Annotated in this window: 17 protein-coding genes; 3 read left to right on the plus strand and 14 right to left on the minus strand. The window is 43.7% G+C overall.

Going from position 1 to position 21,339, the window contains the following annotated elements; translation table 11 throughout:
* Window positions 1-103 precede the first annotated feature (103 nt).
* Together CRN96_RS08785 and CRN96_RS08790 are read right to left on the minus strand one after the other, a co-directional pair.
* Window positions 104-1,543 carry an anthrax toxin lethal factor-related metalloendopeptidase gene (locus CRN96_RS08785; protein ID WP_097041260.1) on the minus strand — a complete coding sequence of 480 codons (1,440 nt, stop codon included), beginning with the start codon at window positions 1,541-1,543 and terminating at the stop codon, window positions 104-106.
* 296 nt (window positions 1,544-1,839) lie between these two features.
* Window positions 1,840-2,349 carry a thioredoxin domain-containing protein gene (locus CRN96_RS08790; RefSeq protein ID WP_097041262.1) on the minus strand — a complete coding sequence of 170 codons (510 nt, stop codon included), beginning with the start codon at window positions 2,347-2,349 and terminating at the stop codon, window positions 1,840-1,842.
* Between the two features lie 168 nt (window positions 2,350-2,517).
* Between CRN96_RS08790 and CRN96_RS08795 the strand changes: the two genes are divergently transcribed.
* Both CRN96_RS08795 and CRN96_RS13500 read left to right on the plus strand, forming a co-directional pair.
* Window positions 2,518-3,738 carry a pyridoxal phosphate-dependent aminotransferase gene (locus CRN96_RS08795; RefSeq protein ID WP_097041264.1) on the plus strand — a complete coding sequence of 407 codons (1,221 nt, stop codon included), beginning with the start codon at window positions 2,518-2,520 and terminating at the stop codon, window positions 3,736-3,738.
* A 566-nt stretch (window positions 3,739-4,304) separates the two neighbouring features.
* A complete protein-coding gene (locus CRN96_RS13500) occupies window positions 4,305-4,544 on the plus strand; it encodes an IS3 family transposase (RefSeq protein ID WP_097041266.1) in 240 nt (79 codons plus the stop codon).
* A gap of 365 nt (window positions 4,545-4,909) precedes the next feature.
* Here CRN96_RS13500 and CRN96_RS08805 read toward each other — a convergent pair whose 3' ends face one another.
* From CRN96_RS08805 to CRN96_RS08840, 8 genes are all read right to left on the minus strand, one after another.
* Window positions 4,910-6,052, minus strand: coding sequence for a M20 family metallopeptidase (locus CRN96_RS08805; protein ID WP_097041268.1), 1,143 nt, complete (start codon window positions 6,050-6,052; stop codon window positions 4,910-4,912).
* Between the two features lie 34 nt (window positions 6,053-6,086).
* Window positions 6,087-7,067 (minus strand): ABC transporter ATP-binding protein, encoded by a 981-nt coding sequence (locus CRN96_RS08810; protein ID WP_097041270.1) that lies wholly within the window; start codon window positions 7,065-7,067, stop codon window positions 6,087-6,089.
* The gene (locus tag CRN96_RS08815; protein WP_097041272.1) at window positions 7,068-8,072 is read right to left on the minus strand and encodes an ABC transporter ATP-binding protein; all 1,005 of its coding nucleotides are present in this window, start codon (window positions 8,070-8,072) and stop codon (window positions 7,068-7,070) included.
* Between the two features lie 15 nt (window positions 8,073-8,087).
* A complete protein-coding gene (locus CRN96_RS08820; RefSeq protein WP_097041274.1) occupies window positions 8,088-8,999 on the minus strand; it encodes an ABC transporter permease in 912 nt (303 codons plus the stop codon).
* A gap of 12 nt (window positions 9,000-9,011) precedes the next feature.
* Window positions 9,012-9,932, minus strand: a complete 921-nt coding sequence (locus tag CRN96_RS08825) for an ABC transporter permease (RefSeq protein ID WP_097041276.1) — start codon at window positions 9,930-9,932, stop codon at window positions 9,012-9,014.
* Window positions 9,933-9,989: 57 nt separating this feature from the next.
* The gene (locus tag CRN96_RS08830) at window positions 9,990-11,627 is read right to left on the minus strand and encodes an ABC transporter substrate-binding protein (protein ID WP_097041278.1); all 1,638 of its coding nucleotides are present in this window, start codon (window positions 11,625-11,627) and stop codon (window positions 9,990-9,992) included.
* Between the two features lie 13 nt (window positions 11,628-11,640).
* A complete protein-coding gene (locus CRN96_RS08835; RefSeq protein ID WP_245844599.1) occupies window positions 11,641-12,858 on the minus strand; it encodes a M20 metallopeptidase family protein in 1,218 nt (405 codons plus the stop codon).
* A gap of 251 nt (window positions 12,859-13,109) precedes the next feature.
* Window positions 13,110-13,907, minus strand: a complete 798-nt coding sequence (locus tag CRN96_RS08840; protein WP_245844600.1) for a carbon-nitrogen family hydrolase — start codon at window positions 13,905-13,907, stop codon at window positions 13,110-13,112.
* Window positions 13,908-14,055: 148 nt separating this feature from the next.
* On the opposite strand from CRN96_RS08840, the gene CRN96_RS08845 reads away from it, so the two are divergent.
* Entirely contained in the window at window positions 14,056-15,237 is a 1,182-nt protein-coding gene (locus CRN96_RS08845) for an RNA polymerase factor sigma-54 (protein WP_097041282.1), read from the plus strand.
* A gap of 53 nt (window positions 15,238-15,290) precedes the next feature.
* Here the strand turns inward: CRN96_RS08845 and CRN96_RS08850 are convergent, their stop codons facing one another.
* The 4 genes from CRN96_RS08850 to CRN96_RS08865 form a co-directional block, all read right to left on the minus strand.
* Window positions 15,291-17,963, minus strand: coding sequence for a cation-transporting P-type ATPase (locus tag CRN96_RS08850; RefSeq protein WP_097041283.1), 2,673 nt, complete (start codon window positions 17,961-17,963; stop codon window positions 15,291-15,293).
* A 324-nt stretch (window positions 17,964-18,287) separates the two neighbouring features.
* Window positions 18,288-19,169: a dihydrodipicolinate synthase family protein gene (locus CRN96_RS08855; protein ID WP_097041285.1), complete on the minus strand. Its 882-nt coding sequence runs from the start codon at window positions 19,167-19,169 to the stop codon at window positions 18,288-18,290.
* On the minus strand, window positions 19,153-20,574 hold the full coding sequence (gene nhaC, locus CRN96_RS08860; RefSeq protein WP_097041573.1) for a Na+/H+ antiporter NhaC: 1,422 nt from the start codon (window positions 20,572-20,574) through the stop codon (window positions 19,153-19,155). Before nhaC ends, CRN96_RS08855 begins: the two co-directional genes overlap by 17 nt.
* A 30-nt stretch (window positions 20,575-20,604) precedes the next feature.
* On the minus strand, window positions 20,605-21,336 hold the full coding sequence (locus CRN96_RS08865) for a hypothetical protein (protein ID WP_097041287.1): 732 nt from the start codon (window positions 21,334-21,336) through the stop codon (window positions 20,605-20,607).
* Between the last annotated feature and the right edge of the window lie 3 nt (window positions 21,337-21,339).

Consider the following 21,339-nt stretch of genomic DNA (forward strand, 5'->3'; position numbering starts at 1 on the left):
TGATTATCTCTATGATAACATTTTACCCTTCAAAATTCAGTGGACTGATCACTTCCAATAAAAAAACGGACTGTTCCCGCACAGTCCGGAATCTATTTCTTGTCTATCTCCTGATGACTCTGATGAGCACTGCAGAAATCACTGCAAGGATCACAAGAACGACGATTGCCATGAAAAGGAATTGGTTATCATTGAAAATGGAGCCTCCGACTTCTGCGCTCTCCTCTTCAGTCTCCACTTCTTCAGTTTCACCTGAATCTGTCTCTTCCTGTTCAGTCACGGTCTCCTCTTCGGAAGTTTCCATGTCTTCCTGTGCCGCTTCAGTCTCTTCTGAAGCTTCCGTTCCTTCACCTTCAGCGGAATCTTCTTCAGTACCTTCAATATCTTCTTCCGGCCGCTCTCCTTCACCCATATCATTCAGTTCGATTGCGGAAAGCAGATTTTCTCTTGCCTCATCAACCTCCGACTGATTTTCCACATTGCCTGCTTTGCTTTCTTCGAGCACTGCGTTTGCTTCAGAAAGGGCTTCATTCAGCTCTTCCGTCCTCTCGGCTTCAGGTATCTCCATCGCCTGTGCGACCGCTTCCTCAAGTTTAGTGTCGTCAACTTCAGACACATCTCCGGAGCCGTTTTCGTCCGGCTCCGCTGAAGTGGTCGCATAACGGAAGAATGATGTAAACAAGGCGTTGCCGCTTGAATCCAGCGGTTCAACATAAAATTCGTAATTGGTGCTTGTTTCCAGGTCTTCGGCCTTATATTCACCTTCGGATACATTGGCTACCTGCTCACCATTTTGGTAGACATTATAGGAATCTGCACCGTCATACTCATCCCATTCGATGGTCATCGTGTTGCCTGTAATTTCACCGAATGAAACAATCTTATAATTCAGGGTTTCCATATAGTCATATGTCTGTGGTGCCCTCGACTGCAGCTTACTCTGCTCTTCGCCGCCAAGATAATACATTGCGAATGCTTCCGCAAAATACTCACTCGGGACATCGAAGTATTCGGAAACTGCGTGGTCACCGAACAGTGCATCTTTTTCAGCCGATGCGATCTGTCTGAATTCTGATGAATCACTGAATGTGAATCCTGCTGTATAGCTGTCGACGGCATGGGCATATTCATGCAGCTCAAGGTTGATTGTGGAGTGGCCGTTGCCCGGATCGCTGTAGCCTATTCTCGCAGCTGTGGTGAATCCTCCGGCACCCGGCACATCATCCCAGGTGTTGCCGCTGTTCTCCCAGCCCCTCGGCACCGTGCCCGAAAGATGCTGGAATTCCGGCAATTCGGTCAGCGGGACGTCCATCAGGATGATTGTCACACCTGATTGATTCGTTTCATATAAAATCCTGGAATCCACATTATCGAGCCTGTCTATCATCTGCTCTGCTTCAGCATTATTTGAACTATCTGTTGTCCGTACCTCAACCATCTCGAGCAGGTTTGAATCCTGTGCCGAGATCTGTTGATTCCAAGCTATCACAAAGAAGCCGATCATCATCAGACCAACCATAACTTTACTTACTCGCTTGTGCATCGAACAACCTCCTCTCAAGTTTTTCATATATTGAAATATTAATCATTGATTATAGAGCATAAGCGGAACACTTTCAAAGAATTCCCCATATCAACAATTGCATGTTAAATTTCTTATTCCCTCTGCCGGCGCCCAATAACCCAAAAACTTACATTTGAATGGTGTATATCTATCCCCCAGCAAGCGGATTAACAGATCATCCTCCGTAAAATTACCGGCCTGTGATACTGAAAAGCCCCGGGAACAAAATCGTACCCAGGACTTTTTGACTGCCTGAAATGAAGGCTGACAGCCACCTATAAGCTTTCCAGTTTTTTATTGAACGCTTCCGCAATCTCAGCATTCTCACCTTTGACCGGGAAATCAAATTTATCCCCGTCGATGAACACCGTCGGCACAACCCTCACATTGCGTTCGGCCGCTTCATCCAGGATTTCTTTCGAACGGGCACCGTGCCCTTCCTGTTCATGAAGCCCGAGAGCTTCAAGCTTCATCAGCGTTTCCTCGAAGCTTCCAATCCATTCCGGGCGCGTTTCCAGCAGGTGTTTCATATCTTTGTATGCCTGCTCCGGCTCATCCACATTCAAATTGGTGCCGGCGACTGTGCCTTTCAACAAGGAACCATGCGTACGGTCCACGTGCTTGATGATGTGCTTCACTTTCCCTGATTCGATGTAAGGTGCAAAAATTTCATCGATGACTTCGATGTAGGTCGAACAGAACGGGCAGCCCATATTGATGTATGATTCTATTGCCGTTTCCGCTTCATCCGATCCCAGCACCAGGTGTTTCGCTTCATTTGTCATATTCAATTCCTCCTCGTCACTTTAAATTCTACCCATTAACAAGGAATTATTGAAGTGAAATGCCTGCTCCCTGAATTTACAGCATTTAAACGCCGCCGCTTACATTATCCAAAGAGTAGTGATAATCTGAAAATACAAATGATTAAATACTCGAAAGAGGTGTGTGCAATGCCTGACATGGATAACCTTTTTGAAAAACTTGATGCAGAACTTGCTCCCGGACAGGAGAAGCGTTTGAATATCGATGATATTTCGCTTAAGGGGGAGGTCCTGCCAGGCGAACCCGTCGATTTTTCCCACGGGGATGTGGATGCTTTCGAACCGGTCCCGGGCAGCCTTGAGAGCTTCAGCCATGGATTCAGTGAAGTCGGCGCAACCCAGGCCTACACGGTCTACCGCGGGCGGGAAGATATACTTCAAGACGTCGCTGCAAAGCTTGCGGATTTCGCTTCGACTTCAATCGACCCCGAAAATGAACTGATCATCACCCCCGGCACCCAGGGCGCATTGTTCCTTGCCGCAGGTGCAATGATTTCACGCGGGGACAAAGTCGCAATTGTCGAGCCGGATTATTATGCCAACAGAAAGCTCGTCCATTTTTTCCAGGGCGAATTGTATCCGGTCGGCCTGGACTACCTCAACCGCGCAGGAGGCGCAGGCATCAATCTGCATGAATTGGAAGCGGGCTTCAAGGAAGGCGTATCGACGTTTATTTTCTCGAACCCCAACAATCCGAGCGGTGTCGTCTATTCCAGAGAGGAAATCATTGAGATTGGAAAGCTCGTTAAAGAGTATGACGTAAAGGTCATCGTCGATGAGCTGTACTCCAGACAAGTTTTTGACGAGAGGCCATTCACCCATCTCTCAAGCCTCGATGCAGTACCTGAAGAGAATATCATCACCATCATCGGCCCGTCGAAGACGGAATCGCTCAGCGGCTTCAGGCTCGGTGTGGCATACGGCTCAAAGGGGACGATCGACAGGATGGAGCAGCTGCAGGCGATCGTTTCACTGCGGGCGGCAGGCTACAACCAGATTGTTTTAAAAAACTGGTTCAATGAGCCTGAGAACTGGATGAGGGACCGTATCAGTGCGCATCAGGATATCCGGGACACACTGCTTCAGATGTTCAGAAAAGCCGGTTTTGAAGTCAGGACCCCTGAAGCTGGCAGCTACATCTTCCCCAGGATCAAAGATCTCTCAATTTCCTGCGATGACTTCGTCAAAGTCCTCAAAAAGCAGGCTAATGTCACCGTTACACCCGGCACACAGTTCGGCCCGAATTTTACTGACTGTGTCAGATTGAACTTCTCACAGGATAAGGAAAAAGCCGTCGATGCAGCGGAAAGAATAATCAAGGTCGCGTCTTACTACAAAAAGGGAAATTAAGCCTATAACCAATGAAACAGACAGGATAAAATTTTGAGGAGTTATCTCTAAGAGTACAGATAAAATAAAACATCTGTAACCTTAGAGGTTTTGGATAATCCGTTATAGAAACTTCGAAGAAAATACTAAGGTTTATAGCGTAATACATGGAACACGATTAACATTTCAAGGTGACGGAACCATTTAATGTATATGGCAACATAATCACCAAACGAATCTTATTGCCGCACTCTCAAAGTGATCTAAGAACTCCTATCAACAGGCTTATTAACATTTAAAGAAGTATGTGACAGAGGTTACTTAAGGTCAGAGAGCCGCTTAGACCGTTGGAAACCAACGCAAGATTTGACCGTAGTAGACAAAACTGAAAGTCGGTGGTCTTCAGATGTGTCCTACTAGATCTGTTCGATAATATTATAATGACCCACTGGTTTGTGCTCAGCCACAATAACTATCTAGTGTCAGATACTCTCGAGGCCGAACTTACCACCACTCCAGTGGCCTCCTCCATTGCCCACAGCGACCGAAACTTCCAGTTCACTTCCTAGGTTTGAAAAGCTCATAGCATGATTCAAAGCAGGTCCTTGGTTGGAGAATATATTGACAACAAGCCGATAGAGTCATTCTTCGGCAAACTGAAATCTAAGTGTTATCATCCCGTGTCTGTGTGGAAAACACAAGAGTATCATACGTACTCCCAGCCAATCGTTGATTTGAAAGACTATGTAAATTTATACAACCATGACCGTTCAGAGGAAGTCTTAGCCGAACTAATATCCATCGAATTTCACCGCGTTGCTACATGAAAAATAAGATCCTGATTCATCAGGATCTTAGCAAAAACCATTTTATTCAACTATGAGCTTGAACGATATTAAGTCAGACAGAGAAACGGCTGCATTTCGATGATATGAAGGGGGAGATGCTGCCCGGGAGCACCGTCAATTTTTCCATGAAGACTTCTACACTTTCGAACCAGTTCGGGGACTCATTAAAAGTTTAAACCATAGTTTCAAGGGAAATCGGCGCTCCCCAGGCCTACATCTTCAGCCACGGGCGGAAAGACACCACTGTGAAACTAATAGACTTCACTTCAACATTTTTATATAAGAATGTTGAAGAAAATTTAAAGTGCTCTTAGTTTTTTTAAAAATTATAAGTTCTATAATTATTATTTCCTTGTACGAGAAAGCTTCGAGATTGTCTCTGCTAATAATAATGTTCTTTCAGTAAAAGATTTTAAATCCAGATACTCTCCCTCATTATGCAACTTTCCACCAATCGGTCCCATTCCGTCTATAGTCGCTACCCCTTGACTAGATGAAAAGGAGGCATCCGACCCACCACCTGTATGCGTATTTTTCACCTCGATACCTAAATCTTTTCCAACTTTCGTAACGAGATTAAATAATTCCTTATTTTCCTTGTCAAACTCCATAGGTGGTCTATTAATGCCTCCTGACAGCTCAATTTTTGTTCCTTCTATATCGGGTTCAGAAACTATCTCTTCTATCTTTTTAACAACTTCTTCAGCTTGCTCCTCATTTGTAACTCTAACATCGACTTCACACGACGCTGTGTCTGGAACCATATTTGTAGCTTGACCACCTTTTATCAATCCCACATTAATAGAAACGCCTTCTTTATGCTCAGATAAGTTATTCAATTTTATTACTTTATGAGCAAGTTCCTCAATAGCGCTTTTCCCTTCTTCAGGTGCTACACCAGAATGCGAAGCAATTCCTTTAACATTCAATATGTATCTTCCCCCACCTCTACGAGAAGTTACAATACTTCCATCTTTTCTTGCGGGTTCCATTACGATTGAATAAGCAACTTTTTCAGATGTTTTCTTAATCAATTTTTGGGAGACCTTTGATCCAATTTCTTCATCACTATTTAAAATGATTTTCAAATTTTTGAAACCTTCATCTTCATTATCCTGTAAATATTTGATAGCATATATCAAAGATACTTGACTGGCTTTCATATCTGCTACACCAGGACCATATGCTCTATCTCCTTCTATTGTAAATGGTCTTTCCTTTACTGTTCCTTTATCAAAAACCGTATCCATATGGGCAATAATCAAAATTTGAGGATCCCTTATATCAGGATGATATATTAATATATTATTTCCCAGTTCATCATTTTCCTCTACCTCTATAGTATATCCCAGTTCTCTATAGAGATTTTGAAGTATCTCACCCACTTCATCGACACCTTTTTTATAATATGAACCGCTATCGATATTAACCAATTTCTCTAGTAATTCTATCATCTCTTCATATTTCTCATTTATACTATTTATCATTATCTATAACCCCCTTCATTATCTTAGTAAGTCCTTACACATTTAATGGGAAATGACATGCGGCAAAACGTCCTGGTACTTTCTCTTCAAAAGCTGGTTCTTTTTCTTTACAGATTGGTTGTGCGTAAGGACATCTTGTATGAAAATTACAACCTGACGGCGGATTTTCCGGATTAGGTATATCTCCCTCGATAATTTTTCTCTCTTTATCACGCTCAGTCGGATCCGGGATAGGGACTGCTGAAAACAATCCCTCTGTGTAAGGATGTATTGCGCCTTCAAAAATTTCCTCTTTCGAAGCAATCTCTACAATTTTACCTAAATACATTACAGCAATCCTATCACTAATATATTTAATAGCTGGTAAGCCATGTGCTATAAAAATGAAAGTCAAATTACGTTCTTTTTGCAATTTTTGAAGTAAATTCAATATTTGTGATTGAATTGATACATCAAGCGCTGAAACGGGTTCATCACAAATTACTAAATCAGGATTGAGAGCTATAGCTCTTGCGATTCCTATCCTCTGTCTCTGTCCTCCACTGAATTCATGTGGATATCTATTTATATAGCTTCTATTCAACCCCACGACATCCATTAACTCCAAGGCTTCTTCTTTTATTTCTTTATTATTCTTATTAGTATGTGTTTTTAGTGGTTCTGCAATGATATCGAGTACTTTCATCCTTGGATTTAAAGAGGAAAAAGGATCTTGGAATATCATTTGAATTTCAGGTCTCACTTTTAATAATTCTTTTCGTTTCAATTCTAATAAATTTTGACCTTTAAAATAGATTTCTCCCTCTGTCGGATCTAATAACTGTCCGACCATATTACCAGCAGTAGATTTACCACAACCAGATTCACCTACAATTCCTAAAACCTCACCCTTTTTAACAAAAAAATCAAGACCATCTACAGCATATATAAATTTTTTCTCTTTATTAAATATTCCCTTTGATACATCAAAATGTTTTTTTAAATTTTTAACTTCTAAAAGTATTTCTTCACTCATCTAAACATTCACCTTCTCTCGATCCCTCTCATTTTCCACCTCTTGGTGCAACCAACACTTTACATGATGATGATTTTCAACTTCTTCATATGCCGGTTCTCTTTCTATACAGACTCTCATTGCATGAGGACATCTATCTGCAAAGCGACAGCCTATTGGATAGTCTAATGGACTTGGTACAGTACCGGGTATAGAGGTCAATTTTTCATATAGCTCAGTGACCTTGGGTGTACTTTCTATTAGCCCCACTGTATATGGATGCTTAGGTTCTTTAAATAAAGTAAAGACATCAGTCTCTTCTACCACTTGCCCTGCATACATCACTACTACTCTGTCCGCCATTTCAGCCACAACACCTAAATCATGTGTGATTAATAAGATAGAAGTTTCGAGTTCCTTTACAATATCCTTCATCAACCTCAAAATTTGTGCTTGTATAGTTACATCTAGTGCAGTTGTAGGTTCATCAGCAATAATTAATTTAGGATTACAGGACAATGCCATTGCAATCATTACCCGCTGTCTCATACCTCCACTTAAAGAATGTGGGAACATATCAATAACCTTATCAGCTCTTGGAATTCCAACTTTTTTCAGCATATTGATACTATGTTCCTTAGCTTCTTTCTTAGACATTTTTAAATGTAACCTGACAGACTCAGCCATTTGGTTACCTATAGTAAATACTGGATTAAGTGAGGTCAGAGGTTCTTGGAATATCATTGAAATATCATCACCACGTAACCTTCTCATTGTAGATTCACTGAGTTTTGTTAAATCTTCTTCCTCGAATAGTATCTCGCCTTCTTTTATATAACCATTTTCATCTAAGAGCTTCATAATAGATAATGAAGTAACACTTTTACCAGACCCTGATTCCCCAACTACAGCTACTACTTCTTCTTTTCGTATCTCAAAAGAAACATCATCCACTGAAGGTATTTCACCCTCTTCAGTTTTGAAATATGTTTTTAAATTTTTAATTTCTAATAGTTTTTCGTTCAAGTCGCTCACCTTCTTTTATTTGGATTTCGGATCGAGTACATCTCTAAGCCAATCACCTAAGAATATTATGCCTAATACTGTGACTGTAATGGCTATTCCCGGAAATGTGGCTAGCCACCAGCTAGTAGCTAAATAATCTCTTCCATCACTTAGAATGGATCCCCAAGAAACTGTGGGCGGTTGCACTCCTAAGCCTAAGAAACTTAAAGAAGCTTCTAAAATTATTGTAGTGGCTACACTTAATGTGGAGATGACTATGAATGACGAAATAACATTCGGTAACAAGTGACGTGTAATTATTTTAAAGTTACTTACACCAATTGAATGTGCAGCCCGGACAAAGTCTCTTTCCTTAATTGATAGCGCTTCACTTCTTACTAATCTTGCATAAGCAACCCAGTTAGTTATTCCTAATACAATAATTAAAGTAAATACACTGGGTTCAAAAACAGCAAGTATAACGAGCGCAAATAAAATGGTAGGTATAGCTAGAAAAGCATCTACTAACCTCATTAAAGCACTATCAATAAATCCACCAAAGTAACCAGCAATTAAGCCTACAGTTACTCCTATTATTCCAGCTAAAACAACAGAGGAAACACCAACAATCAATGATACTTGAGAGCCGTAAAGAATTCTGCTTAAAATATCTCTACCCAAGTTGTCAGTGCCAAGAATATGTTCGGTGGTCCCATTTTCCATCCATACAGGTGGAGTCAGCATATTAGCTGGATTAATAGCGGCAGGGTTGTGAGGTGCTAACACTGGGGCTAATAGAGCAATAATAATGGCTGTAACCACTATAATTAAACCCACAGTTCCAGTTTTACTTCTTATAAGTAATCTCCACCACTTTTTTAAAGCACTAGGTCTTTTTATTAAGTTAGGGCGAACTTCATTGCTTATAGTATGTGATTCGTGAGTCATGATTCACCCTCCTTATTTAGATTTAATTCTGGGATCGAGTACTCGATAAAGTAAGTCCGCAATCAAATTCATTAAAATAACAAGAATTGCTATAACAAATACGCTAGATTGAACAATCGCCATATCTCTCGTATTCACAGCTTGAATTAATAATTGACCTAGCCCCGGCCACGCAAAGACCGTTTCTGTAATCAAAGTCCCTCCAACCAATGTAGAAGTTTGAAGAAATATAATGGTCACTACTGGTATTAAAGAGTTTCTAAAAGCATGTTTATAGATTACCATCCTGCTTCTTAACCCCTTGCTTCTAGCTGTTCTTACATAATCTTGACTTAAAGATTCCACCATACTACTTCTAATAAGTCGCGTCATTTCGGCTGCAATACCTGTTGCTAATGTAATAGCAGGTAAAACAACATGAGCGGGAGTGCCTCTTCCAGATACAGGAAAAATACTCAGAGTAACTGAAAATATTAAAATCAACATTATACCTAACCAAAAGTTTGGCATTGCTTTTCCAATAACTGCTGCTCCTGTAGCTACCAAATCAAGACTAGTATTTTTCTTAGTTGCTGACCAGACACCTAAAGGTACAGCTACTACTATAGCTAAAATTATTGAAACAATAGCTAATTCCAAGGTTGCTGGTAAACGATCCAACACTACTGACATAGCATCTTGCCCATATCTATAGGACTCTCCAAAATCTCCTTGCAACATATTGAGCAGATATAAACCATATTGAACTATAAATGGCTCATTTAACCCCATCGATTCTCGTAAAATTTCTACATCTTCTTGTGATGCATCATCTGGTAACATCAATGCTACGGGATCTCCCGCCACATATACTAAACCAAAAACTATAAAGGATATGATGATTAATACCAGTAAGATTTGTAGAATTTTTCGTAGTAAAAATTTAATAGTCATCCCATCCTTTGTAATGAAAGTAAAAGAGGATTGAGGAAAACTCAATCCTCTTAAAACTTATCTTCTACTGATAGTATCTACATAAATCATTTCATCCATTGTTGGCTGATATTCTATATTTTCATTGACTCCAATGTTTATAGACTCCTGATGTAAAACTGGATGGGCAACATCTTCCGCCAATAACTCTTGAGCTTCAATATATTGAGCTTCTCTCTCTTCTAAGTCCATGTTTTGTGCAGCTTCATCCAATAATGCTTCTACTTCTTCGTTATGGTAATCAATTTCTCCTTCGAAACGCTCATAGTTATACCAATCCAGAGCATTCGCGGCATCAAACATTGAGTTGCCTAGCGCGAGAATATATGCATCTTCATTTTCCCCTGCACTCCGCATATCTACAAAGGAGCTCCATTCCATAAATTCAACATTAGCTGTGACGCCAATTTGACTCCACATACCTGCTATCATCTCTGCAATCTCAGCATCCTGTAAATATCTTCCTCTCGGTGAGTGTAATGTCATTTCGAAACCATCCGGGTAACCCGCTTCGTCTAATAATTCTCTAGCTCTTTCTAAATCGTAGTTGTATGTCTCATAAAGATGTTCTGCAAATCCGAAATTACCAGGAGCAACTCTTGTTATTGTCGGAACCCCAGCACCAGCAAGCAGATTGTCTGTAATTGCTTGGTTATCAATAGCCAAATCGAGTGCTTCCCTTACCCTTCTGTCTTCAGTAGGATAACCCTCGGTGTGTCTAACAAATACCATCATAGTTCTATTCGAAACTTCTTGAGCTAAGTAAGTTGAATCGCTACTTTCTATTCTATCCCACTCACTAGGTGGCATGTTTGTAGCAATGTCAACACCCCCTGTAAGTAATTCTGATACTCTAGTAGAGTTTTCAGGGATTACTCTAAACACCAATTCGTCCCACTCTTCATTTTGTCCTTCAAAATAATCTTCATAAACTTCGAAAACTACTCGGTCATCTCGTACCCATTCAACAAATTGAAATGGGCCAGTACCAATAGGATTTTGTAAGAAATGATCAAATCCCTCTTCTTCGATATAATCAGCAGGAAGTATACCCGACCCTATACGTGATATTCTGTTTAATAAAGCAGGATCCGGTGTTTCTGTATGAATTCTTAATGTATAGTCATCGATAACTTCTACTTCATCAATAACTTCGTAATTTATATATTCCAGCAGAGTTGAATCATCAGCTACACGTTCTAAAGTATATTTAACATCATTAGATGTCAGCTCATCTCCATTATGGAAGAGGACACCTTCTTTTAAAGTAATCTCCCACGTTGTATCGTCAATCACCTCATAATCTTCAGCTAAATCCGGTTCGATTTCTCCACTATCATTGTCTCTTTTAAACAAATAATTGAACATGTTGATGTGCACAGCTTCTGTCGAAGTATTTACATGGTCATGGATATCAAATGAGACCATATCTGTACCCAGTGCAATAGTTAATGTCCTATCATCACTAGAACCTGAATTCGCAGCTCCCCCATTGGAATCATCCTCCACATCTCCATTACTGTCCTCTGTTTCTGTTGTCTCTGGATCATCAGCATTACCCGTTTCCTCTTCAGTGCCCTCATCGCCACCACATCCAGCCAGGACTAATACTAATATTGACATAAGAAATAACAAATAATATTTTTTACTGTCCATAAATCTCAACTCCTTAATTTTCATTCAAATAATTTAAAGCGAATCCACTTAATAAAGCTACTCCATAAGGCAAGGCATCCTCATCAATATCAAACAAGGGATGATGGTTTGGAAAATTTGTCTGCTTATTTTCATTTCGTGTCCCTAGCCTAAAAAATAAGCCAGGTACCTTTTCTGTATAATATGAAAAATCTTCCCCTCCCATACTAGGCTTTACAATTGACATCGTATTTTGACCCAAAATCTCATTTGATACTTTCGCTAAGTCTTGAATCAAGTTATTATCATTTACAACGGATGGATAGCCCTCTGTATAATTAAATTCATAATCCGCCCCCATCCCATTACAAATGCCTTCAATGTGCTCTTTAATAATTTTTCGCACATCTTCTCTTAAATCTTTATTTAATATTCTAACCGTCCCTTCTAGCTTTACTGATGGAGCTATAATATTTCTCTTATAACCACCTTGCACTTTCCCTATAGTTACTACCACCGGTTCAAGAGGATCAATTGAGCGGCTGACAACTTGCTGCAATGACGATATTACTATCGAGGTTATTGCAATGGGATCTATACTGAGGTGAGGATGTGCAGCATGCCCGCCTTTTCCGATGATTTCTATATCAATTTGATCTGAAGTAGCCATTGCTATATCTTTGGCAACAGTGATTTCACCAGTTTGAGCAGTAGGATGAACATGTAATCCGGCGATTGCATTAACATCTGGATTCTTCAATACGCCTTCTTCAACCATATATTTAGCTCCAGCAAAACCTTCTTCCGCGGGTTGAAAAATTAATTTTATATTTCCTTTTTCCAATTCAATCTTTGAAAACAGTTCAGCTACTCCCAGTAAAATTGATGTATGTGCATCATGACCACATAAGTGAGCAATGTTTTCCTTCTTCGAAGCATAGGACACTTGTTTTTCATCGTTAATTGGAAGCGCATCCATATCTGCGCGTAAAGCTATAGTAGCCCCTTCTTCTTTCCCTTTGATATTTACAACCAATCCAGTTTTTGCAATAGAACTAATGGATGTATATCCCCATTTTTCTAATAAATTTTTTACAAATTTATTTGTTTCGTATTCTTCAAAAGAGAGTTCTGGATTCTTGTGTAAATGCCTTCTCCACCTAACTAAGTCTTCTTTAATCTTTAAAGCTTCATCTAAAACGTTGTAATATGTAATTTTTAAACCTCCTCTTAGTTCTCTTATTTTTAACAAACTTACATTATATTGTAACAATTGTCAATGGATTATTTTGAAAATAAAATATCATTTGAATATTCTTTTAATTACATTTAATAGTTCATAAAAGTAAGCAATTAAGTATCGAGGAGATTATAAAAAATATTTTCATTAAAGTTCAATATTAAAATCCGTACGCTTTCTCCCTTGATGCTTCATCAAAGTAAACGTACGGATTTTCTTGAAATTATTTTTCCATATTAAATATTAGTATTTATTTGTTATAGTTACAGGAATTTATACATGTCCCTTCTCCTGCTCTTGAATATCGGTACATCTTCCCTGACTTCTGCGATATATTCCAGGTCAATATCCGCTTCCACGACTTCTTCTGCATCTGCTGCACCCTGCGCAAGCACTTCCCCGAACGGGTTGACGATGATGCTGTTGCCGGCGAATGTCGTGCCGTTCGGCTGTTTCCCGAATGTATTGGAGCCGACGATGTAACACTGGTTCTCAATCGCCCTCGCCTTCAGGAGGGTCAGCCAGTGTTCCGTCCTTTCCGCCGGCCATTCGGCGACGACGAAGATCACTTTTGCATCCTCGAGTGCAAGGTCCCTGAACAATTCAGGGAACCTGAGGTCATAACATATGACGAGACCCGCCTTATCACCCAGCAGGTTGAACGTCTCCACTGATGCATCACCGCCTGTCAGATACTCAGGCTCCTTCAGCATCGGCACCAGATGGATCTTGGAGTATTCATGGAGGAATTCCCCGCTGCTGTCGACGACGAAAGCCGTATTCAGCACATCATCCCCCGACTTGATGTTCGGGACGGATCCGGCAACGATATTCACCTCATAATCCACGGCCAGCTTTTCGATTTCACCCTTCACACCTTCAAGGTCGTGAAATGCATGATCCCCTATATTGGACAGGTCATACCCGCTTGACCACATTTCAGGCAGAACAACGATGCTGCCTTTTTCCGGTTCATGTTCCTTGAACATACGCTTCACTTTTTCCAGGTTTTTTTCATAGTTGCCTTCAGCCACTTCAAATTGAAAAATCACCGTTTTCACATTATCATCTCCGTACATTTATTTGGTTCATCGATACCAGTATAACAAACGGCGCCCGCATACTAAAATATCCTTCCCGACCTGTTTGACACCGCTTCCATAAAAGGATAGAATTATCTGAAAATGACGGATGTAAGGAGGGTCCCCCGTGATTTTATTGAATATCAATACCGAAGCCAGCATCTCACTGAATACATATATCATCAACTCGATCAATATCTTCAAGTATACACCCACTGAACTGCATAAGTATGTGATGGATAAATGCCATGCCAATCCTCTGATATCCATCGAGGACCACCACCGCCTCCCCGCCCATACATATGACGGTGATGGTTTTCTTGATGAAATCACCACTCATTTCAACTGCACCCTTACCTCAGGGGAACGGCAGGTCATGGATGCCATCATCGCCTCACTGTCACCAAAAGGTTTCCTGGATACAGCACCGCAGGAGCTCGCTTCGATGACCGGTGCGTCCATCAAACAGGTCCGGCATCTGATCGGACTGCTCCAGGCATATGATTCAAAAGGGGCAGGATCTGCCGGGGCGATCGACTTCATTGAATTTCAACTGAAGGCGGAGGGTACGTATGATGAACAGCTGTTTTCCGCCTTTAAAAATCATCTTCCCGAGATCAGCTCCGGCAACTTGAATTTTTTAAAAAAGCTGGATATTAATGAAGATATTTTCCTTGATTATATGGAAAACCGTATCAAAACATGCCGCCTCTCTCCCCTCGACGGGGAAGCATCCATCGAAATCGTGCCTGAAGGCTTCATCAGACTGGACAGAGGCATCCTCACAATCAGCATCGACGATTATTTGACGGAAAGCATCACCCATGAGCCGATTTATCTGTCAGAAGGTGATACAGGCTTCTCGGAGAAGCTGAAATCTTACCGGGATGAGTATTTAGAACTGGTTTCCATGTTGAATGCAAGGAAGATTTACATGCTGAAAATATTGAACATCATTTGTGATGTCCAAAAGGAATATTTGAGTGGAAGATGCGATTATTTGAAGCCGCTCGATCAGACGATGCTCGCTGAATCCACCAATCTCAGCCCTGCGACGGTCAGCCGCCTGGTCTCGGGCAAATACATATCCACCCCGCGCGGGATGCTCCCGATCCAGACCCTGTTGTCGAGGCGGTGTTACAAGGGATATTCCGTCAGTCATGTAAAACATATCATCCGGAATATCGAAGACCATCAGAAGCTTCCGGACAATAAAATCTCCATGATGTTGAACGAACTCGGCATCAAACTTTCAAGGCGCACCGTCAATAAGTATAAGAATCAGATGTTGGAAAAAGCTCAAAATTAACCCGGCCTCTTTAATTTATGAAAAAGGCCGGGGGCAAATTGAGCTATAACCTCCTACTTATCAGTGGTAAGGGGTTTTCTTTTCATGATGGAGCGTGTAATCCACTTCTCGATTTCTATCAGGATGAATACGCTGATGCCAATTGCGATCGGTATGAGCCAGTATTCAAGGCCGATTGGTACAGTGCCGAGGATTGTGTTCATGAACGGCAGGTACGTCACCCCGATCTGAAGGAGGACGAGCAGTCCTGAAACCATGAATGCGATGCGGTTTGTGAAAAAGTTCCGGTTCAGGGCAAAGTCCACTTCGCTCCGGCAATTATACAGATGAAACAGCTGGGCAAATACAATGGACTGAAGTGTCACCGTGTTGATGACTTCGGCCGGGTACCCCAGATCATGAAGCTCCAGGTTCATAAGCAGTATTCCCCCGCCTACAAGCAGGGAGACAAGCGCAATCCTGAAAATGTAATACCCGCTTAGAAGTCTGGTCTCAGGTGGTCTTGGCGGCCGTTTCATGCTGCTTGGCTCGAGCTTTTCAAACGCGAGGGCGAGCGATACGGTGACGGATACGACCATATTGACCCATAGGATCTGTACAGGTGTAAGGGGCATCGTCAGTCCGAACATGAGCGCTGCAAGAATCAGGAATGCCTCGGCGCCGTTCGTAGGCAGTATGAATAGTATGGTCTTTTTCAGGTTGTCATAGACACGCCGGCCTTCCCTTACCGCCTTTACGATGGTTTCAAAGTTGTCATCGACGAGAATCATACGGGCAGCCTCCTTGGAGACTTCAGTCCCTTTGATGCCCATGGCCACACCAATATCCGCCCGCTTGAGCGCAGGTGCGTCATTGACACCATCCCCCGTCATGGAGGTGATCTGCCCTTCCTTTTGAAGTGCGGTGACCAGCTGCAGCTTGTTCTGCGGACTGGTTCTCGCAAAAATATCGTATTCCAAAGCGGCATGAGCTAATTCGCCTTCCGTCATGGCATCCAGCTCCTGGCCTTCAATCGCACGCTGGCCGTCGCCGATGCCAAGCTGCCTGCCGATGGCGATTGCTGTATCCTTATGATCGCCTGTGATCATTTTTACGGTGATTCCGGCCCTCTTGGATTCCTCAACTGCAAGGATCGCCTCTTCCCTCGGCGGGTCGATGATGCCGGCAAAACCAAGCAGATTCATACCATCAGTGAGATCTTCGTGGGTGATCTCCGATGTTTCCGGGGGCATATCCTTATACGCTGCCCCAAGCATACGCTTGCCCTCGCCTGCAATTTGGACAAGCTTTTCCTCCCATACCATCCTGTTTTCATCGTCCGCGTCAGAATATGACATATCGAGCAGCCTGTCCGGTGCGCCTTTGACGTAGAGACGTTTTGCGCCCTCATTCTCAACCAGATAAGCCATATACTTGTACTCGGAATCAAATGGAATCTTATCGATTGGAGGAAGTGCAGGAATATCGATCTCAGCCTTTTCCGCTACAGTCAGAAGACATCCTTCTGTCGGTTCCCCACTGATTTCCCATTGTCCGGTTTCCTCATTCTTTCCGAGGCTGGTTTCATTGACTGTCTTTATGCAGGTCAGAAACTCTTTAAGGGGGTCCGGATCGTCAGCTGTTTTCCCCGCCACTATTTCCCCGTGAGGTGCATAACCGGTGCCGGTCACACTGTAGTCAGCACCCTGAAGGTGGATAGAGGTGACCGTCATTTCATTCCTGGTCAAAGTCCCGGTCTTATCCGAGCAGATGACCGATACCGCGCCCAAGGTCTCGACAGACGGAAGATTTTTAACAATCGCATTATTCCCAGCCATGGTCTGTACACCAAGTGCAAGGATGATGGAGAGAATGGCGGGCAGACCTTCAGGAATTGCTGCCACTGCGAGGGAAATCACTGCAAGGAGCAGTTCAGTCGTCGGGTAATCATGGAAGACATAACCATAAATGAAGCTGACTGCTGCTATAAGTAATATGATGAAACTGATGGTCTTACCGAATTGAGCAGTCTGTCTGAGTAATGGGGTCTGAAGCTGTTCCGTCTCGACCATCGAAGTGTTGATCTTCCCAAGCTCCGTTTGTTCACCGGTGGCCACCACTACACCTCTGCCTGAACCGGAAGCAATGGAAGTTCCGGAAAATGCCATATTCACCTGGTCGCCAAGGACTGCGTCCGCATCGATTGCAGCTGTCTGCTTCTGTACTGCCAATGATTCCCCGGTCAAAGCAGACTCTTCCACTTTAAGATTATTTGCTTCTATGAGCCGGACATCTGCCGGGAGGCGGTCGCCGGCTTTGAAAATCACAATGTCCCCCGGCACCACCTCATCAGCAGGGATTTCGAGCCTCTTCCCCTCCCGGATGACCGTTGCATCACTGGACAGCATGTTCTGTATGCCTTCCAGCGCCTTTTCAGCCCTGTTCTCCTGTACATAACCGATTATCGCATTGATGATGGCGACGGCGAGGATTACAGCTGTGTCAATGAGGTGGCCGAGCACAGCAGTCACTACTGCGGCAGCGAGAAGTACATAAATGAGGACGTCATTGAAATGTCCCAGAAACTTTCGCCATTCGGGCACCTTTTCCGGTTTCGGGAGCACATTCCTGCCATGGGTTTCCAAGTTCCTGGCGATGTCCTCCTCGCTCAGCCCTTGTGACTTTTCTACAGAAAAATGCCGCAGCACTTCCTCCTCCCGTCCAGCATGCCATTGCTTCCTTTCCATATCGTCACTCCTATCCAAAATTTGTATATATGGTCATTGTAACCCAGTTGCTGCTATTTTTCATAACCACGATCAAGGAATTAATGGCATATAATTGACATGTGATTCTTGACGTCAGAATTTAGGTTGAGAATGGGAACACCGCCACCTGCATCGCAGAGCGCGCTATCAAATCTCCTGTTGTATCGGAGCACCCTATGAGGCGCCGTCCGGCCGACTCCGCGCATAAAAAACTGAGGTTCGAATAAGTACGAACCTCAGCAGAAATCATTCTATTCACCTGTAAATTTTAACGGTTGAAGGCTAAACGGCCCTTGCTTTCAATTAATCCAGCTTCTCCATGAGACCCTTCAGCTTCTCCACTTCCTCATTTGTGAGCCCGAGCCTCGGCTTCCTTGACGGGCCGCCGTTCAAACCTTTCAGATCCATCGCCTTCTTGACGATCTGGACGTATTTGCCCGAGTCCTCGAGGAACTCGCACAGTGGGAGCAGGTCTTTATTCAGCGCCCTGGCTGCCTCATAGTCGCCCGCCTTCATCAGCTCATACAGCTTTGAAGCGCTGTTCGGTGCGATGTTCGCCGCCACCGACACCCAGCCCGTCGCACCGACGGCGAAGGATTCATACGCCAGGTCATCCGAGCCGCAGAACATCACGAGGTCCGTATTTTCGACCAGCGTGCGCACCTTACGGATGTCGCCCGTCGATTCCTTGATGTACTGCACTTTATCCAGTTCCTTGTCGATCTTGTAGATCGTCTCGTTCTCCAGATCCACATTCGCCGTGAACGGGTTGTTGTACATCATGATCGGCTTCGTAACGACGTCATTGACGTCCTTGAACTGGTGGAACGCCTCCTCCTCGGTCGGCGTCATATAGAACGAGTTGATCAGGAGATGCCCGTCGGCGTTCGTCTGTTCGACGAATTTCGCATACTCGATCACCTTATCCGTGCGCTCATCGGCGATGCCGACGAGCAGCTGGGTGTCATGCCCCTCGATCTGGTCGCTCACCTGTGTGATGATTTTCTCCTTCTCCTCATCATCGAGTGCGGCGAATTCCCCCGTCGAGCCGACGATGATGATGCCGGCGACTTTCTGGTCTAGGAAATGCTGGACGTTCTCCTTCAACCCTTCATAGTTTACGCTGTAGTCCTCGTTCATTGGTGTGATCAGTACAGGGAATACTCCCTCAAATTTCTTCTGCATGTTCTTTATCCCTCTCCATTTCATATTTGTCTTTCTTCATTATGAATAATCCTGCATAACCGTAAATCAGACTGATGATGATGACCAAAAATGCATACCAGAAAAACGGCAGGTAAGCGAGTGTCGCGACACCAAGTGTGGCTGCCATGAACACCCCGCCGTCGGACCACGGCACCATCGGTGTGGTCACCGTGCCGCCTGCCTCGACGTTACGTGAAAGCAGCGTCCGGCTGACGCCCTGTCTGTTGTAGTTTTCTTCGGTGATCTTGGTTCCTGTAAGCAGTGAGACATATGCCGCCCCGCCAAAGAATACACCGAAAAATGATGCAAGCATCGTCGTGACCGTCAAATTCCCTGTGCTTGTCGCCCATTTTGCGAATATATCCCCGATGACTTTGAACGCACCGATCGTCTGCAGCAGGCCGCCGACGCCGAGCGCAAGGATGATGAGCAGTATGACATCCAGCATGAACGTGATGCCACCGCGGTCGAGCAGGTTATCGATGAACTCGATGCCCGTCGAGACACCGCTTCCGGTATACATCGTCTCAAGTGCTTCTATGATGCCGTAACCCTGGAACAAGGCTGCCCAGATGCTGCCAAGAAGTGCACCGAAGATGATCACCGGCACTGAAGGCAATTTGAATATGAGCATCGCCACGACTACTGCCGCCGGTATGAGCATGATCCAGGAAATATTGAATGTATCCTGCAGGTTCGCCATCGTGTTTTCCGCGATCGTCAAGTCCCCGCTGCCTTCCATGATGAACATGCCGACCACCCAGTACAGTATCGCTGCGATGATGAATGCCGGAACCGATACGAATGCCATCGATTTGATATGCCTGAATACATCAACATTCGACAGTGAAGCCGTCATCACCGTCGTGTCCGAAAGCGGCGACATTTTATCCCCGACGTAACACCCGGACAATACGGCACCGGCGACCAGCGCGACCGGCAGCCCGAAGCTTTCCCCGATGCCCATCATCGCAATCCCCGCCGTCCCGGCTGAACCGAATGATGTACCCGTGGCCAGTGATGTGATTGCGCAGATGATCATTGCAGCCATCAGGAATATGCCCGGGCTGATGATGCTTAGGCCGAAGTAGATCATCGTCGGCACCACACCGCCGGCGATCCACGATCCGATGAGGGCCCCGACCGCAATCAGTATGAGTGTCGCACCCATCCCCTCATAGATGCCTTTCAACAGGCCGCGTTCCATCTCAAAATAAGAGTATTTCAGATAAATCCCGAACCCCATTATGACGAACCAGACCAGCAGAAGCGCCAGCTGGATCGGCAGTTCCAGGATTACTATTGAACCGAACATCACCACGACGAATATAATCATGATTGCAATCAGCATCGTTACACTGGGCAGTCTCTTTTCTGTATTCACATTGTTCATGTCCTTCCCCCTTGTTTTCATCTATCTAATGACAAACCCCTTTGAATATATATCGGAATCATCAATATAAAATTGAGAATTCGATATCAGGAAATGCCTGAATCGAAATCGATCCCCTTGAACTTTTATAAGACTTGAATTCAATGTCCTGATCTCTCTCTTGCCAAAGTGCCGGTTCAGGACGGAAACCACTTCGCTCACAGGATATGCAATGATCACCTTCTCTTCATTGATGACTGCATGCATATCTTTATGGACCAATACTTTATAGCCTGAAAAATCTTCCACGGCTTTGACATATTCCTTCACTGCCGCGATGTTCTCTATCGACAGTTCGAAATCGACCGCTTCAACGGCGACCCTCTTGCCGTTCACATGATGGATGCAGGCATCTTCTGTGACCTCATGGATCACTTCATGACCGAGATCCTCATGGGAATAAGTATACCGGGCATCACCCTCGTGTATATGGTACGCTTCAGCCCGGCTGATGCTCCCCCGTTCCAGCAACGAACAGAGGAAACCCTTCAAAAGCATATCCTTGTTATCGATCACGGAACCGGAATGCATTTCGACATTCAGCTCCGAATCGTGGATGATCAGATTTACATATTTGCTGCCGCGCGGTTCATTCAGGAGCAGGTCGACATTATCATATCCCTCAACGATGCCTTGCAGCTCATCTTGATGCACAATTCTGAGCAGCTGTCCGTTGATATGGATATCATGGCTGTTGATCACTTTCCGAATCACTTT

This window comes from Salinicoccus kekensis (assembly GCF_900220995.1).
In the GTDB taxonomy this organism is placed as follows: Bacteria; Bacillota; Bacilli; order Staphylococcales; family Salinicoccaceae; genus Lacicoccus; species Lacicoccus kekensis.